The sequence below is a fragment of the Streptomyces cellostaticus genome (genome assembly GCF_001513965.1).
Lineage (GTDB): Bacteria > Actinomycetota > Actinomycetes > Streptomycetales > Streptomycetaceae > Streptomyces > Streptomyces cellostaticus.
Genome location: NZ_KQ948015.1, coordinates 677,373 through 696,524 on the forward strand (window position 1 = coordinate 677,373; position 19,152 = coordinate 696,524).

The window sequence follows — 19,152 nt, forward strand, 5'->3', positions numbered from 1 at the left end:
GGCGACGCCTCTGTGAACTGCGGGCTCGGCGACGCCTCTGTGAGCTCCCGGCTCTCCGACGTCCCTGTGACCTCCGGCATCACCGCAGCCACCGCCGCCCGCAGCGCCGTGCGGTGCAGGAAGTCCGCCGGCAGGGCCCCGCGGCCGGACACCAGTGCGGCTCGGGCCGCCGCCAGGCCGTCGGACTCGGCCGTGGCCGCGCAGTGGGCGAACAGCTCCGCCGCAGGGGTCCGGGAGCCGGCCCAGGCGGCGCCCAGGGCGCGGGCCAGGCCGGCCCAGGCACGCACATCGTGCGCCTGCAGGTCGGTGTCCGCGCTGTCGCCCAGCACCGAGCCCAGTGCCGCCTCGGCCAGCAGGGCGACGCCGTCGGGAGCGAGGGTCACCGTGTCCGGGCCGGGCGAACCGTGCGCGAGGCCCGCCGCGTGCAGGGCGAGCAGGGTCTGCGCGGTCTCGTTGAGCACGCTCGCCGCGCTGCCCGCGTCCGGACGGGAGTCCTCGGCGGCCAGGAGTCCGGCCACCGTCGGGACCGGCGGCCGGGCGGTGATCAGCCACGCCTCCCCCGCCTGAGCGACCAGGTCGACCGTGCCGAGCAACCCGGGCAGCCGGAGCTTCGCGGCGGCGAGCACCGCACCGGCCAGGCGCTCCCGCGTGCCCTCCGGCGCGAGCAGGGCGCGGTCGATGTGCAGTGCGCCGAGGACCGGTTCGCCCGGCCGCCCCGGGAGCAGTGCGTGCCAGGTGCCGAAGCGCGCGTCCCGTGACCAGCCGGACAGGGGCCGGCCGGCCACCGTGGTGGCTGTCGTGGTCATGTCGCTCCGTTCGGAGTTCAGCACGGCGGTGCGTCCAGGGAGGCCGTCTGTGCGCCGTTCGCGGCCGCCGGGTCACTGCTGAGCGTGACCTCCCAGGCGCCGCGGCAGGGGTGGTTGGAGAAGTCCGCCTCGAAGGTCAGGTCGTAGCGGGTGCTGCCGGACAGGGGCTGGGTCCGGGCGCCGTACGGGTCGGCGGGTGTGTCGACGTAGTACTGCGCGGTGACGCTCAGCGGCCCGGTGCCCGTGGTCTGGACCGTCACAGCGGCGACGAGCGTGCCGGGCTTCTGCCCGCGCTGCCAGGAGCCGATGGTGATGGTGACCGTGCCGGCGGTTGCCGCGCTGGGAGACGCGGTGGTCGGAGTCGGCGCGGGCACACTCTCACTCACGCTCGTACTCGGGGTCGGCGCCGGCGAGGACGACGGGCTGTCCGAGGGCGTGACGGACGGCGAGCCGTCGGCCGTGGGCGGTGCGGTGCTCGGCGCGACGGAAGGTGAAGTACCGGGCGTGGTAGGTGAGTTGACGGCCGAAGGCACCGAACTCGCCGCCGTCGTGGACGTCTCGTGCGGGCGCTGCGTCGCATAGGTCGCGCCGCCCGCCACGAGCACCAGTGCGGCCGCCGCGCCGGTCGCGGCCTTCCAGCCGCCGCGCTTCAGCCGGCCCAGCAGAGTCAGGGCACGGGCCGCTCCGTCGACCGTCGCGGTCGTGGTGAACGGGAACAACAGGGCCAGCAGCGCGGCGAGTTCGGCGAGCCGACGCCGTCCCCGCTGCTCCCAGCCGGCGCCGTACCCCTCGGTGGCGGACCGCTCCAGGTGGGCGAGGAACTCCTCGACGCCGGGCCGGTGAGCCGGGTCCTTCGCCAGGCCGGTGCGCAGCAGTCCGCGCACCGGCTCGGGTACGTCGTCCAGCGGGACGGGTGCGCGCAGGTGCTGGAGGCGCAGCGCGCTCACGTCGGCGGCGGCGAACGGCCGCCGTCCGGTCAGGCACTCGAAGAACACCACCGACGCCGCGTAGACGTCGGCGGCCGGGCCGGCCGGTTCGCCGTGCCACTGTTCGGGCGCCATGTAGGCGGGCGTGCCCGCGGCCTCCGTCTCGCGTCCGCTGCGGACGGCGATGCCGAAGTCGGCGAGCGCGCTGGTGCCGTCGGCGCGCACGAGCACGTTCTCCGGCTTGTAGTCGCGGTGCACCACGCCGGCCGCGTGGGCCGCGCCGAGCCCGAGCAGGGAGCCCTTGAGCAGGACGAGCGCGGCCTCGGGTCCGGTCGCCCCGTGCCGGCGCAGGAGCCGGCGGAGGCTGACGCCGTCCACGGCCTCCATCACGATGGCGGCGCCGGCGCGTGCCTCGACGTACTCGTACAGCCGCACCACGCACGGGTGCCGCAGGTCGCCGAGCAGCCGTGCCTCGGCGCGGAAGCGGGCGAGGAACTCCCGGTCGCCGCACAGGCTCCGGCTCAGGTACTTGATGGCCACGGGCACGCCGGTCGCGGTGTGCCGGGCCAGTACGACCCGGCCGCCGGCGCCCTCGCCGAGCGTGCGTACGGCCTCGTAGCCGGGGACGGACCAGTCGCCGCCGTCGGGGACGGCCGCACCGTGCGCGTCGTCGCGTGTCATGCCGCCTCCTCCACAGCCGTGCCGACGCTCGTGCCCGCCGACGGGAGGCGCCTCGCCTCCCGGCTGCGCCGGACCCGGCGTGCCAGCAGGCGCACGGGCGCGGCCCACACCGGGAACGCCACGAGCGCGACCACGGCCGCCTCGACGACGGTGGTCCACGGCTCGGCCAGCCGGCCGTGCAGCAGGTCGCCGATCCGGGAGCGCCAGGCCAGCAGGGCGAGGCCCAGGAAGCCGTAGGTGCCGACGACGACGGCCAGGCCGTAGGCGGCCATGCCCGCCTGGCGCGGGCCGGGCCGCCGGCCGGCGCGCAGATCGCGCCACAGGCCCGTGCGGAAGTAGGCACCGGCCTCCTCGCGCAGCCTGGGCACGCGCAGCGCGTCGGTCAGCGCCTGGTAACCGTCCAGCGGCATCAGGGGGTTGAAGTTGTAGAGGGTGTTCAGGTAGAGGCCGAAGGCCAGGTGGTAGAGGACGGCGGAGGCCGGTCCGGCGGGCAGCAGGGCCGTGCCGGTCGCGCACCAGCCGGCCAGGGCCGCCGTGGACAGCGGCCCGGACAGGGCCACCACGACACGGGACCAGCGCGTGCCGAACCACATGTCGCTGGTGTCCACGAACGCGAACGGCATGCCCATCATCAGCAGGAACCCGCCGCGCCGGACCGTGCGGCCGTACGACTTCACGGCCAGCGCGTGGGTCAGCTCGTGGACGAGCAGCGCGGTGACGTACCCGGCGGCCAGCAGCACCGGGCCCCACACGCCTGCTCCGCCGAAGTCCAGCAGGTGGTGGCGGCCCTGTGCGGCGAAGAACGCGACGAGGCCGCCGGCGACCGACAGCCAGGCCAGCAGCACCCCGGTCCGGGTGAACAGGCGCCAGCCGAAGGCCTGGTAGAGCCGGGTGACCAGCCGGTCGAGGCCGGGGACGGAGATCTCCAGTTTCAGCAGCGCCCGGTACAGCGCACGCGCCGCCCGGCGCCAGCCGGGCGGCCGCTCCTCTTCCGTCCGGCCGGGCAGGCCGCGCAGCAGCCCGGCGTCGGCGAACGCGGACAGTGCGGACTCGATGCGGGGCAGGGCGAGTTCGCCGTAGCGGTCGGCGTAGGCGAACAGCAGGTCCCGTACGGTGTTCTCGCCGTCGACGGCGTGCCAGAGGAAGACCTGGCGCTCGTCCAGCTCCAGATAGCGGCCGGTGCGGGTGCTGCTGAGCACCCAGCGGGGTGTGCCGCGTTCGGTGGGGATCTGCTTGAGGGCCCAGCCGGAACGGCGGCGGGGGCGCGCGGTGAGCGGGCCGTTCGCCTCCGGTGCCTCCTCCTGCCCGGCGACGGGCAGCTGGGTCAGCTGGGTGCCGACGAGCATCGTGCGGGAGCCGATCCGGGCGTCGCGGGGCTGCTCGAAGACCAGGCGTACGTCGCCGACGGACAGCTCGGTGCCGTCGGCGAGCGGGGCGGCGCCGCCGTGCAGGTCGACGCCGCCGACCGCCGTGCCGTTGAAGGAGTCCAGGTCCTCGACCCGGAAGCCCTCACCGGTGCGGACGATACGGGCGTGGCGGCGCGAGACGCTGGCGTCGGGCAGGACGACGTCGTTGTCCGCGCCCCGGCCCAGCGTGGTGACCGGGCCGGTCAGCGCAACGAGCAGCGCCGGGTCGTCGAGGCCTCGCAGCTGCGGCGCGGCGTACGACGTCGGTGCGGCACCGCGGCGCAGGGTGCCGCAGTGCAGGCAGTACGGGAAGTCGCGCCGCACGTGGACGCGGCAGACGTGGCAGAGCATGGAGTGGCTCAGCCTCCGCCGGAACCGCTGAGGAAGGTGCCGCCGTTGAAGCCGCCGTCCGCCTCGGGCGCGGAGGGCGACAGGTGGGTGGCGATGTCGCCGGTGCCGGGCAGATCGATGCCGCCGCGCACGGTCGTCCCGGCGCGGCCGAGGGTGCCTTCGCGGCCACCGCCGCCACTGGGACGGTTACCGTTCTCCGGGTCGCCGCCCCCATCACCGCCACCACCACCGTGGCCGCCACCGCCACTGGGGCGATTGCTGTTCTCCGAATCGCCGCCCCCATCACCGCCACCACCACCGTGGCCACCGCCCCCACTGGGGCGATTGCTGTTCTCCGGGTCACCGCCCCCATCACCGCCACCACCACCGTGGCCGCCACCGCCACTGGGGCGATTGCTGTTCTCCGGATCGCCGCCCCCATCACCGCCACCACCCTCGCCACCACCACCGTGGCCACCACCGCCACTGGGGCGATTGCTGTTCTCCGGATCGCCGCCCCCATCACCGCCACCACCCTCGCCACCACCACCGTGGCCACCGCCCCCACTGGGGCGATTGCTGTTCTCCGAGTCACCGCCGCCCTCGCCGCCGCCCGAGGAGCCACCGTGCCCGGAGCCGCCGTCACCGGCTCCGCCACCGGCCTCACCGCCGCCACCGCCCTCACCGCCGCCTTCGCCGCCACCGCCGCCTTCTCCACCGTCACGGTCGTAGATACCGCCGTGGCCGAAGTGGCCGGCATCCCCGCCGCCCTCGCCACCGGCACCACCGAACCCGCCGTGTCCCCCGAGATCGCCGAACCCGCCGGAACCGAGACCGCCCTCACCGAAGCCGCCGGAACCCGCACCGCCGTCACCGAAGCCACCCGCACCGCCGTCGCCGAAGCCACCCTCGGCCCCGCCGAAGCCACCGTCCGCGCCGCCAAAGCCACCCTCGGCCCCGCCGAAGCCACCCTCCGCGCCGCCGAAGCCACCCTCCGCGCCGCCGAAGCCACCCTCCGCGCCGCCGAAGCCGCCCTCCGCGCCGCCGAAGCCGCCGAAGCCTCCTTCGGAGCCGTCTCCGGCATGCATGCCGAAGTCCGCGCCGCCGCTCTGGTGCCCGAAGTCACCGAACCCGCCGAAGTCCCCGAATGTGCCGAACTCGCCGGCCCCCGCCTCCGCCGGGGACACCCCCGCCAGCCCGCCGCCGAGCAGGCTGTGGGTGCCGGCCGAGGACACGTCGATGCCGTCGGTGGGACGGGTCAGGTCGGTCGCGTGGTCGGCGGAGTCCGGGCCACCGGAATCGTGGCCGTCGGACCCATGGTCGTACGAGAGGCCCTGTTCGGACGAGACGGCGTGGTCCGCCGGTATGTCGTGGTGTGCCGGAACGTCGTGATGCGTGAGCGCATGCGCCGCGCTGCCGAAGAACAGGGACGACTTGGACAGTCGCGGGTCGAGTGCGGCCGGTCCCCCGTCCGCGCCGGACTCGACCCGGAGGGAGCGAAGTTCGGCCACCTGCGCGGGTGTCAGGCCGAGTCTTCGGGCCACCTCGGTGTCGTCGCCGTCGAGTTCGGCTCTGAAGGCCGGGTCGAGGGCCAGGCGGGTCATGGCAGCGCGGAATGCGTCGTCGGTCATGGTTCGGTCTCCGTCGAGGGGGCACTGGGATGCCGATCGCGGCGGAGCCGAGGATCCCCCCTGGTCGGCGGCAACCTGCCCTTTCCGGCCATCCCCGCCGATACCTGCGGGGACGTTATAGAGCGGATGGCATGACCTGCGCAAGAGCGGACGCAACGCGCCCTGTGTCGCCGCCGTACGACGGACAGGCAGAATGCGGGGCGCGGCGCCGCAGAGCAGGAGCACCGCGCCCCGGGGCCGTCAGGCGGTCAGGCGGCCTGTGACCCTGGTGGAGAGTCCTCGCGCCGGACCACGCACAGGGCCCAGATGATGAAGCCGGAGATCGCGATCATCACAACCGACCAGACCGGGGAGTACGGCAGGGAGAGGAAGTTGGCGATGATGATCAGCCCGGCGATGGTCACACCGGCGGCCCGTGCCCACAGCGACGGCTGGAGCAGTCCGACGCCGACGATCATGGCGAGCACACCCAGGGCCAGGTGGATCCAGCCCCAGCCGGTGAGATTGAACTTGAAGACGTAGTTCGCCGTGCTGACGAAGACGTCGTCCTGGGCGATCCCCATGATGCCCCGGAAGAGGTCGAGCACTCCGGTGATCATGAGCATCACGGCCGCGAAGGTCGTCAGCCCGCCGGCCCACATCTGCCGGGTCGTTTGCGTGTGTGTACGGTGTGTCGCGGTCATCCCGTTTCCTCGTTTCGATCTCGTCGGATGTGCTCAGCGAGGGACGGAGCCCGTTCCGCCGGCAGAACCGTGGCCGCTCAGGACCAGTTCCTTCGCCCTGCGGAACTCCTCCTCGGAGATGTCGCCGCGGGCCTTGATCTCGGACAGCTTGGCCAGCTCGTCGACACTGCTGGTCCCGCCCTTGGCGGTTTCCCGGACGTAGCTGTCGAACGCCTTCTGCTGTGCCCGGGCCTGCTCCACCTCGCGGCGGCCCATGTCCTTGCCGCGGGCGATCACGTAGACGAGGACACCGAGGAACGGCACCACGAGGACGAACAGCAGCCATCCCGCCTTGGCCCAGCCGCTCATGCCGTCGTCACGGAAGATGTCGACGATGATCCGGAACAGCAGGACGAACCACATGATCCACAGGAAGAAGACCAGCATGGTCCAGAAGGCGCTCAGCAGCGGATAGTCGTACGCGAGGTACGTCTGGGCGGTCATGTCACTCCTCCGTTCCGGGCTGGGCCCGGCAGACGATCTCTGCCGTTTCAGCGTGGGCACGGCAAGAAGCGCGCGCCTCACCCGGGAGGGGTGAGCGTCCGGCGGACCGCGTGCCGCCAGGCGAGGGCGACCGCCAGCTCGCCCAGCCCCAGCAGGACGAGCCACAGGCCGAGCAGCCGGGTCAGCGCAACCGCCGACTCGGCCGGCAGGGCCAGGACCACGATGCCGGCGACGATGCCCAGCACCGCCAGTCCGAGCACGACGCCGCGGTGCGGCAGGTCCTTGGCGCCGAGGGCCGAGTAGAGCGTGAGGATGCCGGACACCAGCCAGACGATCCCCACGATCAGCGACAGCGCCGTGATGGTCTGCAAGGGATGGCGCAGGCAGAGCACGCCCGCCAGGACGCAGACGACCGCGAGCAGCAGTACGGAAAGCCGGTCCCCGGCCTCCCGGCGGCCGAAGGCCGTGACGAACCGGAAGGCGCCGGTCACGAGCAGGTACAGGCCGATGAGGACGGCCAGGACGTGCAGCGTCTCGTCCGGCCACACCAGCACCAGGATGCCCGGCACCAGGGTGGCGATCGCCGTCCCCAGGATCCAGGTCCAGGAGCGCCCGAGCAGGGCCAGCGCCTCGGTGGGGTCCCCGGCCCCGCCGAGAGCCCTCCCACTGCCGAAGGGGTCCGTTCCGGTCGGGGATGCCGGATCGCGAGGCACGCTCATGATTCCTCCTCAGGTGGCCGGACGCGCCGCCGCCCGATGGCCGGTCCCGCCCCCGACGGTCGACCGTCGACCGCAGACGGAGCAGCGCGCTGCGACCTGACCGCCAGCCTCCCGCGCCCGTCCGGGCACCGGATCACCCACGACGGGTGATCCCCGCGCGGCACCGGGGCGATGGGCTGAGGTGGTCGGCAGGCGCCGGACCGGATGTAGCGACACGTAGCGACAGGTAGCGACCCGTAGCGACGTGGCTCCGAGAGCCGACAGGAGCGAAGAGAGCCGAGATGAGCGATCCCGTGACTGCCCGCCCGGAGCACCCCCGCAGCGGCCGGGCGAACCGGCCGCGCCCCCCGGCCCCCCGGCCGACCGTGAGGGCTACGGCGCAGGCCGTGATCCGGCCGCTGCTCATCACGGCCGGGCTGGTCAGCGCCTACTACCTGGTGCCCCTCAACAACCGGGGCGCGGGCGCCACCTCGGCGCTGCTGGTGTGCGGACTGCTCGGAGTGGGGCTGGTGTTCGCCTGGGAGGTCTGGGCCATCATGCGCTCGCCCTATCCCCGGCTGCGGGCCGTCGAGGCGCTGGCCGCCACGCTGGTGCTGTTCCTGATGCTCTTCGCCGGCACCTACTACGTCCTGGACAGCACCACCCCGGGCTCCTTCAGCGAACCGCTGACCAGGACCGACGCCCTGTACTTCACCCTCACTACATTCAGCACCGTCGGCTACGGCGACATCACCGCCCGCTCGCAGGCGGCCCGCCTGGTGACCATGCTCCAGATGAGCACCGGTCTGCTCCTGGCCGGATTCGCGCTGCGGGTGCTCACCGGCGCGATCGAGACGGGGCTGCAACGGAAGCGGTCGGCGCAGCCGGGGCCGCCGGACGGAACGGACGACGCCGGATCCGGCAGATCCAGCGGATCGGAGCAGGAGGTCCAACCGTGACCGCACCCCTTGCTGTGACCGTCTCCTCGTCACCGGCCGAGCGGGCGGCGTACGGGAGAGAAGCCCGCTCGCGCGTCCCGCGTGCGCGCCACGGCTGGTTCGAGGCACCGCCGGACCGGCAGGACCCGGTCGACGTGATAGAGCGTCAGTCCGCCACCCGGGTGCCCGAACTGGTGCCCATCCGCTACGGCCGGATGCTCGAATCGGCGTTCCGGTTCTACCGGGGGGCCGCGGCCATCATGGCGGCGGACCTGGGAGCCCTGCCCCACAGCGGCTTGCAGGTGCAGCTGTGCGGAGACGCCCACCTGCTGAACTTCCGGCTGCTGGCGTCTCCGGAACGGCATCTGGTCTTCGACATCAACGACTTCGACGAGACCCTGCCGGGCCCGTTCGAGTGGGACGTCAAGCGGTTGGCCGCCAGCTTCGCCATCGCCGGCCGGGCGAACGGCTTCCCCGTCGAGGTGCAGGACGGCGTGGTGCGCACGTGTGTCGGGGCGTACCGGCAACGGATACGGGAGTTCGCCGGCATGCGCGCCCTGGACGTCTGGTACGCCCAGGACGACATCGAGCAGTTGCAGGCGCTGCTGGCCTCGTCCATGGACCGGCAGGCCCGGCGCCGTACGGCACATGCGGCGGCGCAGGCCCGTACCCGCACCCATCTCCAGGCCTTCGCCAGGCTCACGCACGTCACGGCCGACGGCCGACGGATCGCCCCGGACCCGCCGCTGATCACCCCGCTCGCCGACCTGCGGACGGACCCCTCCGAGCAAGGGCGGGACAGGGAACTCTCGGCGCTGCTCGAGGAGTACGCCCGCAGTCTGTCGTCCGAGCGCCGGCACCTGCTGCGCCACTACCGCCTGGTGGACATCGCACGCAAGGTGGTGGGCGTGGGCAGCGTCGGCACCCGGTGCTGGATCCTGCTCCTGCTCGGCCGGGACGACGACGATCCCCTGCTGCTCCAGGCCAAGGAGGCCGAGGAGTCGGTGCTCGCCGCGCACACGGAGGGCGCCTCCTTCGCCAACCACGGCCACAGGGTGGTGGCCGGGCAGCGGCTCATCCAGACGACCAGCGACATCTTCCTGGGCTGGACGCACGTCACGGGCCTCGACGGGCAGGGCCGGGACTTCTACGTACGGCAGCTGCGGGACTGGAAGGGCATCGCCCGGCCGGACACCATGGACCCGGCCCTTCTCGACCTGTTCGCCCGGATCTGCGGGGCCTCGCTGGCCCGGGCCCACGCCCGCTCGGGCGATCCCGTGGCCATCGCCGCATACCTGGGCGGCAGCGACCGCTTCGAGCGGGCCCTGACCGGTTTCGCCCAGGCGTACGCCGACCAGAACGAGCGGGACTTCGCGGCGCTCGGCGCGGCGGTCCGCTCCGGCCGGGTCACCGCCACCTCGCTGTGACACCCGCCCGTCCCTCAGGTCTCGGGCGTCCCTCAGGTCTCGGGCAGCTGGCGCATCTCCACGACCCGCAGCCCGAGGGACCGGAACCGGGCCAGCAGCCCGTACAGCTGCGCCTCGTCCACGACGGGTCCGAACAGGAGCGTCTGCCCGGACATCAGGACGTGGTCCAGCTCGGGAAAGGCCTTGGCCAGCGTCTCCGACATGCGGCCGTCGACGCGGATCTCGTAGCGCATGGGCTGTTCTCCCGCCACGGGCGTGCTGGCGCCTTGGTGGCGATCCTCCGCCTCCCCGGGGCCCCGGACCTCACCCGGTGCAGGTGATACCAGGCGAACGAGCGGGCCGCGCACGCCCCGCCACCGGGACTCCCGCGCGCTCACCCCGTCCTCCCGGGGACACCGTCCGGTACCGGTCGCGAGCGGGGGCTCGACCGGGTCGGCAGATCGCGGGTGACCAGCAGGCTGGCCAGGGTGATCCCTCCGGTGGCGAGGATCGCTGCCCTGAGGCCGGCGAGCTGGGCCGAGGCGTAGGAGTCCGTCACGGCGTCGACCTCCCGGCGCCGCAGCCCCGCCTGCTCGGCCGCGGTGCGGACCTGGTCGGTGGGCACGAACGTGATGCCGGCCTCCAGGGCGATGCCGGTCTGCTTCCGTGTCGCCTCCGACAGCCGGGCGTTGTTCTCCACCTCGGTGGCGAAGGCGTGGGCCAGGGCACCGATGAGCAGCGACCCGATGAGCGCGGTACCCAGGGCGGAGCCGAGGTTCTGGGCCGTGAACTGGAGTCCGCCGGCCTCGCTGCGGTCCTTCTCCTGGACGCTGGACTGCACGACGTTGCCCAGCTGGGAGGCGAGCAGGCCCATGCCGATGCCGAGCAGGGCCATGGCCGCGGCGAACTGCGCGTCGTCGATCTTCGGGTCGATGGCGGCGAGCAGCCACACGATGGCCACCGCCAGGATCACCAGGCCCAGCCGGACCACCCGGCGCGGCCCGGCGCGCTGCCCGAGCCGGGCGGCGCCCAGGGAGGTCACGAGCATGGTGACGGACACCGGAAGCAGCCTGAGCCCGGTCTGGAAGGCGTCGAGCCCCTGCACCACCTGGAGGTAGAGCGGGATGGCGAAGAAGAGTCCCAGCAGGATCAGGTTCTGGCTCACCAGGGTGAGCAGCCCGGATCTCAGGGGCGGTATGCCGAACAGGGACAGGTGCGTCAGCGGGTCGGCCCGGTGCTCCTCGCGCCGGTGCTCCCAGCGCACGAAGGCGTACAGGACGGCCACCCCGGCGCCGACGACGAACAGCGTCGGCGCGAAGCCGAGGACGGTGAAGGGCGGGTTCCGCGGCTGTACCCACCCCCAGGTGCTGCTCTGCAGCACACCCAGCACGCCCAGCCCCAGTCCGGCCGCCGACAGCACGGCGCCCATCCCGTCCAGCCGGGGCCGTTCTCCGGTGGCCGGGGGCTCGGCGATCACCCGGCGGCAGAGCAGGATCGCGACGACCACCACGACCTCGCCGGCGAAGACCAGCCGCCAGGTCAGGTACGTCGTCACCCACCCGCCGAGCAGGGGGCCGACGGCGATGCCGGCTCCGGCCAGCCCGCCGATGACGCCGTAGGCGACGGCCCGCTCCCGGCCCCGGTACGACTCGGCGACCAGGGCCGCCATGGACGGCAGCACCATGGCGGCGCCGAGTCCCTCGATCACCGACCAGCCCACGGCGAGGACCCACAGCACCGGAGCGAGGGCGGTCAGGGCCGAGCCCACGGCGTAGACGGCCAGGCCCAGCAGGAACAGCCGGCGGCGTCCGTAGATGTCGCCGAGCCGGCCACCGATGATCATGAAGGCGGCCATGACCAGCGCGTACAGCGTGATGACGGCCTGGATGGCGGTGACCTCGGTGTCGAAGTCCTCGACCAGCCGGCTGATGGAGACATTCATGACGGAGGTGTCCAGGACCATGAGGAACTGGGCCGTCCCGAGGACGATCAGAGCCCGCCAGTGCTTCACGGCCGTCACCTCGCCGGGTCGCCGGATGCCGGCGCGGTGCGCCGGACAGCGGCCGGAGGTGCCCGCCGCCTCCCCCATCCCACACGCGGCGGCCGCCGGGCGCCTCACCCATCACGGGCGAGACAGCCGGGACAGCCGTATCGGACCGGACAGCCGTTTCGGACCGGACGGCCGTATCAGAGCAGGTGCAGCTCGCGGGCCCGGCGCACCGCGTCGCTGCGGCGGTTGACGGCCAGCTTCCGGTAGACGCTCTTGAGGTGCGTCTTGACCGTGTTCACGGACAGGATCAGGTCGGCGGCGATCTCCTCCGTGGACATCATCCGGGACAGCCGCAGCAGCACGTCCCGCTCGCGTCCGCTCAGCTCCTCCACGACCAGCGGCGGCACCTGCTGCGACACGTCACCGGGCGTGCCCTGCCCGCCGGGCGGGAGGATCAGCCAGCCCGCGGCCAGCTCGTCCAGCGGGGGTGTCTCCAGCAGCCGCCGCACCTGTGGTCCGGCGTCCAGGAAGGGGCGCCGCAACTGGTCCCGCCGGGCCTGTAGCAGGGCCCGGGCGAGCAGTCGGCGGGCGGTGTCGGTGTCGCCCGCCTCGTGCGCGGCCCGGGCGCGCACCAGTGCCGTGCGGACGGCGATCGCCGGGCCCGTCCCGTTGTGGCCGTGCAGGGCCTCCAGGACGTGCAGGGCCGCGTCGCGGTGTCCGGCGGCCAGATGCGCCCACGCCAGCTCGGCCGCGTACGGCTGCCCGTCGCAGGGGATGTCGTCCAGCACCTTCGAGGCGCTGTCCGGCCTGCCCTCGGCGAGATGGGCGGCCGAGGCGGTGAGGGCCGTGTACGCCTGAGCCCAGGGGCAGGCCACCTCGGCCGCCACCGAGAGCTCGGCGGCCGTGGCGGCGGCCTGCGGCTCGCCCCGGGCCAGCAGCAGGCGCGCGCTCGCGAGGGCCCGGCCCGCCGTGGCCACCGGGTCGCGTCCGGCCGGGCAGGTCTCGGCGGCCTCGTCCAGGAGCGCCTGCGCCTGTGCCAGTTCGTCCCGGTCCACCGCTACGGCGGCCAGGACCGTGTGGCCGAGACCGGAGCCGCAGGGCCGGGGCAGCAGCCCGCGCTCCCCGTCGCCGAGCGCCGCCCGCGCCTTGCGTTCCGCCCGGCCCGGCCAGCCGTTGAGGTAGTCGATGAGCGCCAGATGCGCCAGGGACTCCTCCCGGAGCAGAACGGTCGAAGGGGCGCCCGGGCCGTCAACCACGGCGGACAGCACGGCGCGCGCCTCGTCCAGGCGTCCGGCCCACAGGCGGGTCGAGCCCAGGTGGGTGAGCAGCAGGGCTATGAGTTCGGGGTGTTTGCGCAGCACGTGCTCGGGGACCTCGCCGCGTAGTTCCTCCGCCGTCCGTGCGGCCTGTTCCGCTCCGCCGGGCGAGCCGGACAGGCGGGCCGCCAGGACGTCGAGCAGCGCACAGCTCAGCCGGCCCGCCGCATCCATGCGGCCGTCCCGCGCCGCGTCGGCCAGCGTCTGCTCGGCGCGGCGCAGGTGGGCGAGGCCGTGGTCGAGTTCGCAGCGGCACAGGTCGCGCGCGGCCCGCACCAGGTCCGCCGCCGCGCTGGTGGCCTCGGGTCCCATCGAGCGGAAGAGTTCGTCCAGGTCGTCGCGGCGCAGCCCGGTGAAGAGCTGCCCGATCGCCAGGTCGTCGACGAGCGCGCCGGCGGTCAGGTCCCAGTCCCCGGCCGCGGCACCGTGGGCCAGCGTCTCGGGCAGGGCGCCCGAGACGCGCAGCCACCGGGCGGCGCGCCGGTGCAATTCCGGTTCCAGTTCGGGGGAGCGCTCGCGCAGATGGGCGCGGAGGATCTCCGCGAACAGCGGGTGCAGCCGGTACCACGGGTGTCCCAGGTCCTCGACAAAGGCGTTCTGGCGGTGGAGCCCGGCGAGGACGGGCTCGCTTCCGCTCCGGCCGGTGAGTGCGTCGGCCAGCTCGGGACGGAACCGTTCCAGGACACTGACGCGCAGCAGCAGGTCCTGGGTCGGGGCGGGCTGTCGTTTGAGCACCTCGGCCAGGAGGTAGTCGGCGACCGTGCTGCGGGCCGCCTCGAACTCCTTCAGGTACGTCTGCGGGTCCGCGGTCTCCTGCGCGGCCAGGGCGCACAGCCGCAGTCCGGCGGCCCAGCCCCGGGTGCGGGTCACCAGGGCTCGGGTGGCCTCGGCCGGCAGGTGCAGGCCGTGCAGGTCCAGGAGGGCTGCCGCCTCCTTGGGGGTGAAGGCCAGTTCGGCGTCGCGGATCTCGGTGACGGCGCCCGCCACCCGGTAGCGGTGCAGCGGCAGCAGCGGCTCGGTACGGGTGACCAGCACCAGCCGCATGCCGTCATCGGCGTGGTGCAGGACGAACTCCAGTTCCTCCGCGATCTGCGGGGCGGTGACGCGGTCGAACTCGTCCAGCACGACCAGCAGGGGCCGGGTGCCTTCGCTCAGTGCCGCGGCCAGGCGCGCCAGCAGCCCGTGGTCCACCCGGTCGGCGTCCGCCGGGCAGCCGATGGCGTCGGGCAGCGGTGCGCCGGTGACGTGCAGCGCCTGGAGCAGATGGGCCCAGAACACGCCGGAGCTGTCGTCCTCGGCCTCGGTGGTCATCCAGGCGACCGGGCGGCGCAGCCCGGCGGCCCAGTCGGCGACCAGCAGGGTCTTGCCGGCCCCGGCCGAGCCGTTGACCATCGTGAGCGGCGTTTGCAGTGCCTGGTCCAGGTGCTCCACCAGACGGTCGCGGCGCAGGAAGGTGGCCGGCCTGGCCGGCGGGGCGAAGCGGGTGTGGAGGAACGGCTCCCCCAGCGGATCTGCGTACGCGGCCTGCGTTCCCCGCCGGTTGTCTCCCGTCGCAGCCATGGCTCTCACCGCCTGTCCGTCGGATCACGGGCAGCGCTTCCTGTCACCAGGATCCCAGCCTTCCGCCTTCGGCACAGATCGAGCAGGGCACACCGGCCCAGCCGAAGGGCACGGGCGGGATCGGCCGCCGGACTCGGCCGTCGCCATCCGCCGGTCTCAGCTGTCACCGACGGGCGGACTCGGCCACCACCCGAGGACACACCCGGCCGCCGTCGGCAGGCGGACCCGGCCACCACCCACGGACACACCCGGCCACCGACGGCACACGAACCCCAGCCACCACCCACGAACACACCCAGCCACCGACGGCACACGAACCCCGGCCACCGTAGGCCGTCAGGCTCGGCTGTCGTCGGCCGACGGGCCGGAACCGGGTGGGGACGGGGGCGTGGGCGTGGCCGCCCGTCCGCTTGCCGCCATGAGCGCCAGCGCCGCGAGGACGGCGAGGAGTACGAGGACCAGCAGGAGGATCGTGAGGACCGTCGGGTGGTTCCACAGGGCGAAGACGAGGACCACGACGAGCAGCGCGGCAAGGGTGAGCGAGCGCCGGTAGGTGTGTGCCCAGGTGCCCGCCCGGCCGGTGGTGATGTGGCGCGCGGCCGCCCACCGGGCCGCCGAGTCGGCGGTGTGGTCGGAGGCGCCGCGCACGGCGACGGGCAGCCGTCCCGGCCCGACGAGGTAGGCGCCGAGGGCGACGACGACGCCGAGGACGACGGCCGTGCGCAGGCTGACCTTCAGGAAGCGCAGCAGGGTGTCGAAGACGGCCGCGGCGGCCGCCCGGGACTGCACCTGGGGTGGCAGGTGGTCCAGGTAGTAACGGCGAGCAACGACGAGGCCGATGGCCACGACCAGGCAGGCGAAGGCGGCACCGAGTGCGGTGCGCGCCAGGGCCCGCCGCCGGTGCCGGGCGAGCAGTACTCCGGCGGCGCCGAGGACGACGACGAGGACGGGGAACCAGTTGCCGACCACGTCGAGCAGGTGTGCACCCTTGCGGGCCTTGGCGAGCTGGTCGGACTGGAAGAGCACCATCTGCTTGTCGACGTCCGGGATCTTCGCGGCCGGGCTGATACCGGCGTCGACCAGCTCCTTCTTGACCCGCTCCACGGCGGTGCCGACGTCGAGGGTGACGGTGCCGTCCTGCACCTCGAAGGCTCCGCGGCCCTCGCCGGTCAGGGCGTGCACCACGGCCTGGTGGGCGGCGCGGTTGGCGGTGGTCCACACCGTCTCGAAGACGTTGCTGCGCACGACCCGGGTGGCGGCCCTGGTGACGGCCTGGTCCACGGCGGAGTCGATCTGCGGCCCCAGTGCCTTGACGGCGCCCGCGGCGCGCGGCGGAAGTCCCTGGGACTGAAGCCAGTCGGCGATGTCGGCGGCCGCCTGGGGGCCGTTCACCTTGGCGCCGACCGCCTCGGTGATCCGGTGGACGGCCGCGTCCTGGATCGCGGGATCGCTCGCCAGCGGGGAGACCGTGGACACGTACCGGTCGGTGTCGAGCGCGATGTCGTGCACCCAGGTGGCGAGCAGGGCGACGGGCACGAGGATGCAGGTCAGCACGATGAGTACGGCCGAGCCCGTGACGCGTGCCGCCCGCCCTGCGGCGCCGGCGGCCCGTCCCCCGCCGTGCCGGGCCTCGCTCGGGGAAGGCGGCTCCGCACCGCCAGGTCCGCCGGGCGTCGCGGCTGGCGGCTCGGTCATGGGGCCTCCGGGGCGGTGAACTCCTGGACACCCCCATTGCCTCAGCCTGCGCGCCGTCCGGCATCTCCTGCGACCCGTCCGGGCGACGCAGGGCCTGGGCCTACCGCTGGTGGTCCCCCTGCCGGAACCGGGCGATCCACTCCGAGGTCGCCCGCAGACCGCCGAAGGTGTAGAAGTGCACCTTCACCGCGCCGTGCCGCGCGGGGTCGTACTCCTTGGCCAGCGCGTGCAGGAAGCGGTCCGGGCCGGTCGTCCCCATGAGGTTGGTCAGCGAGAAGCCGTACTTGCGGGCGACGGAGGCGCTGGTGGCGACGCCGAACCGGGCGGCGTAGCCCAGCAGTCGGCGCACGCCCGCGGGGCCGGGGACGCCGATGCGGACCGGCAGGTGCACTCCGCGGGCGCGGGCGGCCTCCAGCCAGCCGAGGACCGGGGCGACGTCGAAGCCGAACTGGGTGATGACGTCGCCCCTGAGCCGCTCGGTCCCGAGGGCCGCCGTCTTGTCGGTGAGCGCCGACCACAGCGTGCGGTCGGTGATGGCCGGGTGGCCGTCCGGGTAACCGCTGATGCCGATGTGCCGTGCGCCGTACCGCTGGAGCAGCCCGGTGCGGATGACGGACAGGGCGTCCTCGTAGGGGCCCTCTGGGCGGGCGGGGTCGCCGCCGACCACGAACACGTTCTCGGCGGTGCCGTCCGCCGCCAGACCGGCCAGGAACTCCTCCAGGTGGGCCTGCGAGGGCAGACGGCGGGCGGAGATGTGCGGTACGGGGACAAAGCCGAGCCGCTTGACCGCGCGGGCTGCCGCCAGCCGCACAGCGAGGTCCTCGCCCGCCAGGAAGGTGACGTTGATCCGGGTGCCCCGCGGGATGCTGTCGCGGGCCTCCTCCAGCTTCGGGATGTCCTTGCCGGTCATCTCCAGGGAGAAGTCGTCCAGCAGGGAGGTGTCCTCCCGCAGGCTCTCCCCTCCGTTCGAGCGGGGGGCACCCCCGTCGGGCGGGGCGGTGAGAGCGGGGTTCATCGTGCTCCTTGTGCGACGGCGTACGGCTGACCCCGCCCGATGATGCCACGCAGGCCACGAGCCCCTCGGACCGGCCGGCTCGGCATCACCGCGCTCACCGCTTCTCCAGGCACCGGAGCCGTTGCTCTCAGCGCGACGCGTAGACCTTCTCGACGAAGGCGTGGATCTGCTGGTCCGTCAGGTGGGTGGCGAGATCGGCCTCGCTGATCATGCCGACGAGCTTCTTGTTCTTGATGACCGGCAGCCGGCGTATCTGGTTCCGCTCCATCTCGTCCAGCACCTGGTCCACGCTCGCGTCCGCGTCGATCCAGCGCGGCGTGCCCTCTGCCAGATCGGCGCACGTGATCTTCGACGGGTCGCGGCCCTTGGCCACACACTTCACGACGATGTCGCGGTCCGTGATGATGCCGCACAGCCGCTCGTTGGCGTCGCTGACGGGCAGCGCACCCACGTTCAGTTGCGCCATCAGCTGCGCGGCCCGGTCGAGGGTCTCGGTCGCCGGGATCCACTGGGCCCCGGCATGCATGATCTCTGCGGCGGTGGTCATGGATTCAACCTCCTTGCGCACACGCCCGTACGGGTGAGAAGGGCGTCCTTCATTCACCGTACGAGCATGTCCGCTCCCCCGCGCGAGGTCGGCCGTGGGCGAGCCGCCGTGCGCCGTCCTACCGGTGCTCGGGGTTCTCGTAGTCGCGGCGGCAGCCGGCGTCCCAGACGGTGCGCTGGTTGCCGTAGGCGGGGATGCCGCCGAGATCCTTCAGCGCCCGGGCCAGATGCAGCAGGTTCCAGGTCATGAAGGTGGTGTTGCGGTTGGTGAATTCGTTCTCCGGGCCGCCCGAGCCGGGATCGAGGTACGAGGGGCCGGGGCCTGCCTCGCCGATCCATCCGGCGTCCGCCTGGGGCGGGATGGTGTAGCCCAGGTGCTGGAGGCTGTAGAGCACGTTCATGGCGCAGTGCTTGACGCCGTCCTCGTTGCCGGTGATCAGGCAGCCGCCGACGCGGCCGTAATAGGCGTACTGTCCCGCGTCGTTGAGCAGGCTGGAGCAGGCGTAGAGGCGTTCGATCACCTGCTTCATGACGGAGCTGTTGTCGCCCAGCCAGATGGGGCCGGCCAGCACGAGGATGTCGGCCGCCATGACCTGCTGGTACAGGTCCGGCCAGGCGTCCGTCTCCCAGCCGTGCTCCGTCATGTCGGGCCACACACCGGTGGCGATGTCGTGGTCCACGGCCCGGACGACGTCGACGTGCACGCCCTGTGCGTCCATGACGGCGGTGCTCCGGTCGATCAGCCCCTGGGTGTTGCTCGTCCTCGGCGAGCGTTTGAGCGTGCAGTTGATCACCAGGGCCCGCAGATCGTCGTACCGGGCCGGCGGTGCATCGGTGGCGGGCGACGAAGCGGTCACACGGTCCTCCCAGAGCCCGGCGCCGCGCGGTGCGCGGCGGCACGTCCACAACCGGCTCCAGCGTGGAGGCGGACCGTGGCGGGCGCCACCGCTGGCGGCTGTCCGGCGGATCAGGCCGACTCCGGACAACGTGCCTCATCAGCACAGGTGAGCGGGGCCATGGGGGTGCCCCCGCGCCCTCAAGG

Annotated in this window: 16 protein-coding genes; 3 read left to right on the top strand and 13 right to left on the bottom strand. The window is 73.4% G+C overall.

What is annotated here, in order from left to right; translation table 11 throughout:
- The 3 genes from AQI88_RS45730 to AQI88_RS02945 all read right to left on the bottom strand — a co-directional run.
- Positions 1-806: hypothetical protein (locus AQI88_RS45730; protein ID WP_425264544.1), on the bottom strand; the 806-nt coding region annotated here is incomplete at its 3' end.
- 17 nt (positions 807-823) lie between these two features.
- Entirely contained in the window at positions 824-2,413 is a 1,590-nt protein-coding gene (locus tag AQI88_RS02940) for a serine/threonine protein kinase (protein ID WP_066991179.1), read from the bottom strand.
- Complete coding sequence (locus AQI88_RS02945; RefSeq protein ID WP_066991183.1) at positions 2,410-4,170, bottom strand: FHA domain-containing protein; 1,761 nt, start codon at positions 4,168-4,170, stop codon at positions 2,410-2,412. Before AQI88_RS02945 ends, AQI88_RS02940 begins: the two co-directional genes overlap by 4 nt.
- A gap of 83 nt (positions 4,171-4,253) precedes the next feature.
- On the opposite strand from AQI88_RS02945, the gene AQI88_RS48425 reads away from it, so the two are divergent.
- Positions 4,254-5,915: a hypothetical protein gene (locus AQI88_RS48425; protein WP_066991185.1), complete on the top strand. Its 1,662-nt coding sequence runs from the start codon at positions 4,254-4,256 to the stop codon at positions 5,913-5,915.
- A gap of 113 nt (positions 5,916-6,028) precedes the next feature.
- On the opposite strand, the gene AQI88_RS02955 is transcribed toward AQI88_RS48425, so the two are convergent.
- The 3 genes from AQI88_RS02955 to AQI88_RS02965 all read right to left on the bottom strand — a co-directional run bounded on the left by AQI88_RS02955 (position 6,029) and on the right by AQI88_RS02965 (position 7,665).
- A complete protein-coding gene (locus tag AQI88_RS02955; RefSeq protein ID WP_066991188.1) occupies positions 6,029-6,463 on the bottom strand; it encodes a DUF7144 family membrane protein in 435 nt (144 codons plus the stop codon).
- A gap of 33 nt (positions 6,464-6,496) precedes the next feature.
- Positions 6,497-6,946, bottom strand: a complete 450-nt coding sequence (locus AQI88_RS02960) for an SHOCT domain-containing protein (protein ID WP_066991191.1) — start codon at positions 6,944-6,946, stop codon at positions 6,497-6,499.
- Positions 6,947-7,023: 77 nt separating this feature from the next.
- Positions 7,024-7,665, bottom strand: coding sequence for an HdeD family acid-resistance protein (locus tag AQI88_RS02965; RefSeq protein ID WP_066991193.1), 642 nt, complete (start codon positions 7,663-7,665; stop codon positions 7,024-7,026).
- 281 nt (positions 7,666-7,946) lie between these two features.
- Between AQI88_RS02965 and AQI88_RS02970 the strand changes: the two genes are divergently transcribed.
- Both AQI88_RS02970 and AQI88_RS02975 read left to right on the top strand, forming a co-directional pair.
- Complete coding sequence (locus tag AQI88_RS02970; RefSeq protein WP_066991196.1) at positions 7,947-8,603, top strand: potassium channel family protein; 657 nt, start codon at positions 7,947-7,949, stop codon at positions 8,601-8,603.
- Positions 8,600-10,009, top strand: a complete 1,410-nt coding sequence (locus tag AQI88_RS02975) for a DUF2252 domain-containing protein (protein ID WP_066991199.1) — start codon at positions 8,600-8,602, stop codon at positions 10,007-10,009. Before AQI88_RS02970 ends, AQI88_RS02975 begins: the two co-directional genes overlap by 4 nt.
- Before the next feature lie 32 nt (positions 10,010-10,041).
- Here AQI88_RS02975 and AQI88_RS02980 read toward each other — a convergent pair whose 3' ends face one another.
- The 7 genes from AQI88_RS02980 to AQI88_RS03010 form a co-directional block, all read right to left on the bottom strand.
- Positions 10,042-10,242: a hypothetical protein gene (locus AQI88_RS02980; RefSeq protein WP_066991202.1), complete on the bottom strand. Its 201-nt coding sequence runs from the start codon at positions 10,240-10,242 to the stop codon at positions 10,042-10,044.
- 140 nt (positions 10,243-10,382) lie between these two features.
- Positions 10,383-11,999: an MFS transporter gene (locus tag AQI88_RS02985; protein ID WP_066991645.1), complete on the bottom strand. Its 1,617-nt coding sequence runs from the start codon at positions 11,997-11,999 to the stop codon at positions 10,383-10,385.
- A gap of 176 nt (positions 12,000-12,175) precedes the next feature.
- Positions 12,176-14,854, bottom strand: a complete 2,679-nt coding sequence (locus tag AQI88_RS02990; protein ID WP_066991205.1) for a winged helix-turn-helix domain-containing protein — start codon at positions 14,852-14,854, stop codon at positions 12,176-12,178.
- A gap of 336 nt (positions 14,855-15,190) precedes the next feature.
- Positions 15,191-16,549 carry a hypothetical protein gene (locus AQI88_RS02995; protein ID WP_244184014.1) on the bottom strand — a complete coding sequence of 453 codons (1,359 nt, stop codon included), beginning with the start codon at positions 16,547-16,549 and terminating at the stop codon, positions 15,191-15,193.
- A gap of 100 nt (positions 16,550-16,649) precedes the next feature.
- Positions 16,650-17,459, bottom strand: a complete 810-nt coding sequence (locus AQI88_RS03000; RefSeq protein WP_066991651.1) for a methylenetetrahydrofolate reductase — start codon at positions 17,457-17,459, stop codon at positions 16,650-16,652.
- A gap of 232 nt (positions 17,460-17,691) precedes the next feature.
- Complete coding sequence (locus tag AQI88_RS03005) at positions 17,692-18,111, bottom strand: CBS domain-containing protein (protein WP_066991208.1); 420 nt, start codon at positions 18,109-18,111, stop codon at positions 17,692-17,694.
- A gap of 118 nt (positions 18,112-18,229) precedes the next feature.
- Positions 18,230-18,967: a flavodoxin family protein gene (locus tag AQI88_RS03010; RefSeq protein WP_066991211.1), complete on the bottom strand. Its 738-nt coding sequence runs from the start codon at positions 18,965-18,967 to the stop codon at positions 18,230-18,232.
- Positions 18,968-19,152 lie beyond the last annotated feature (185 nt).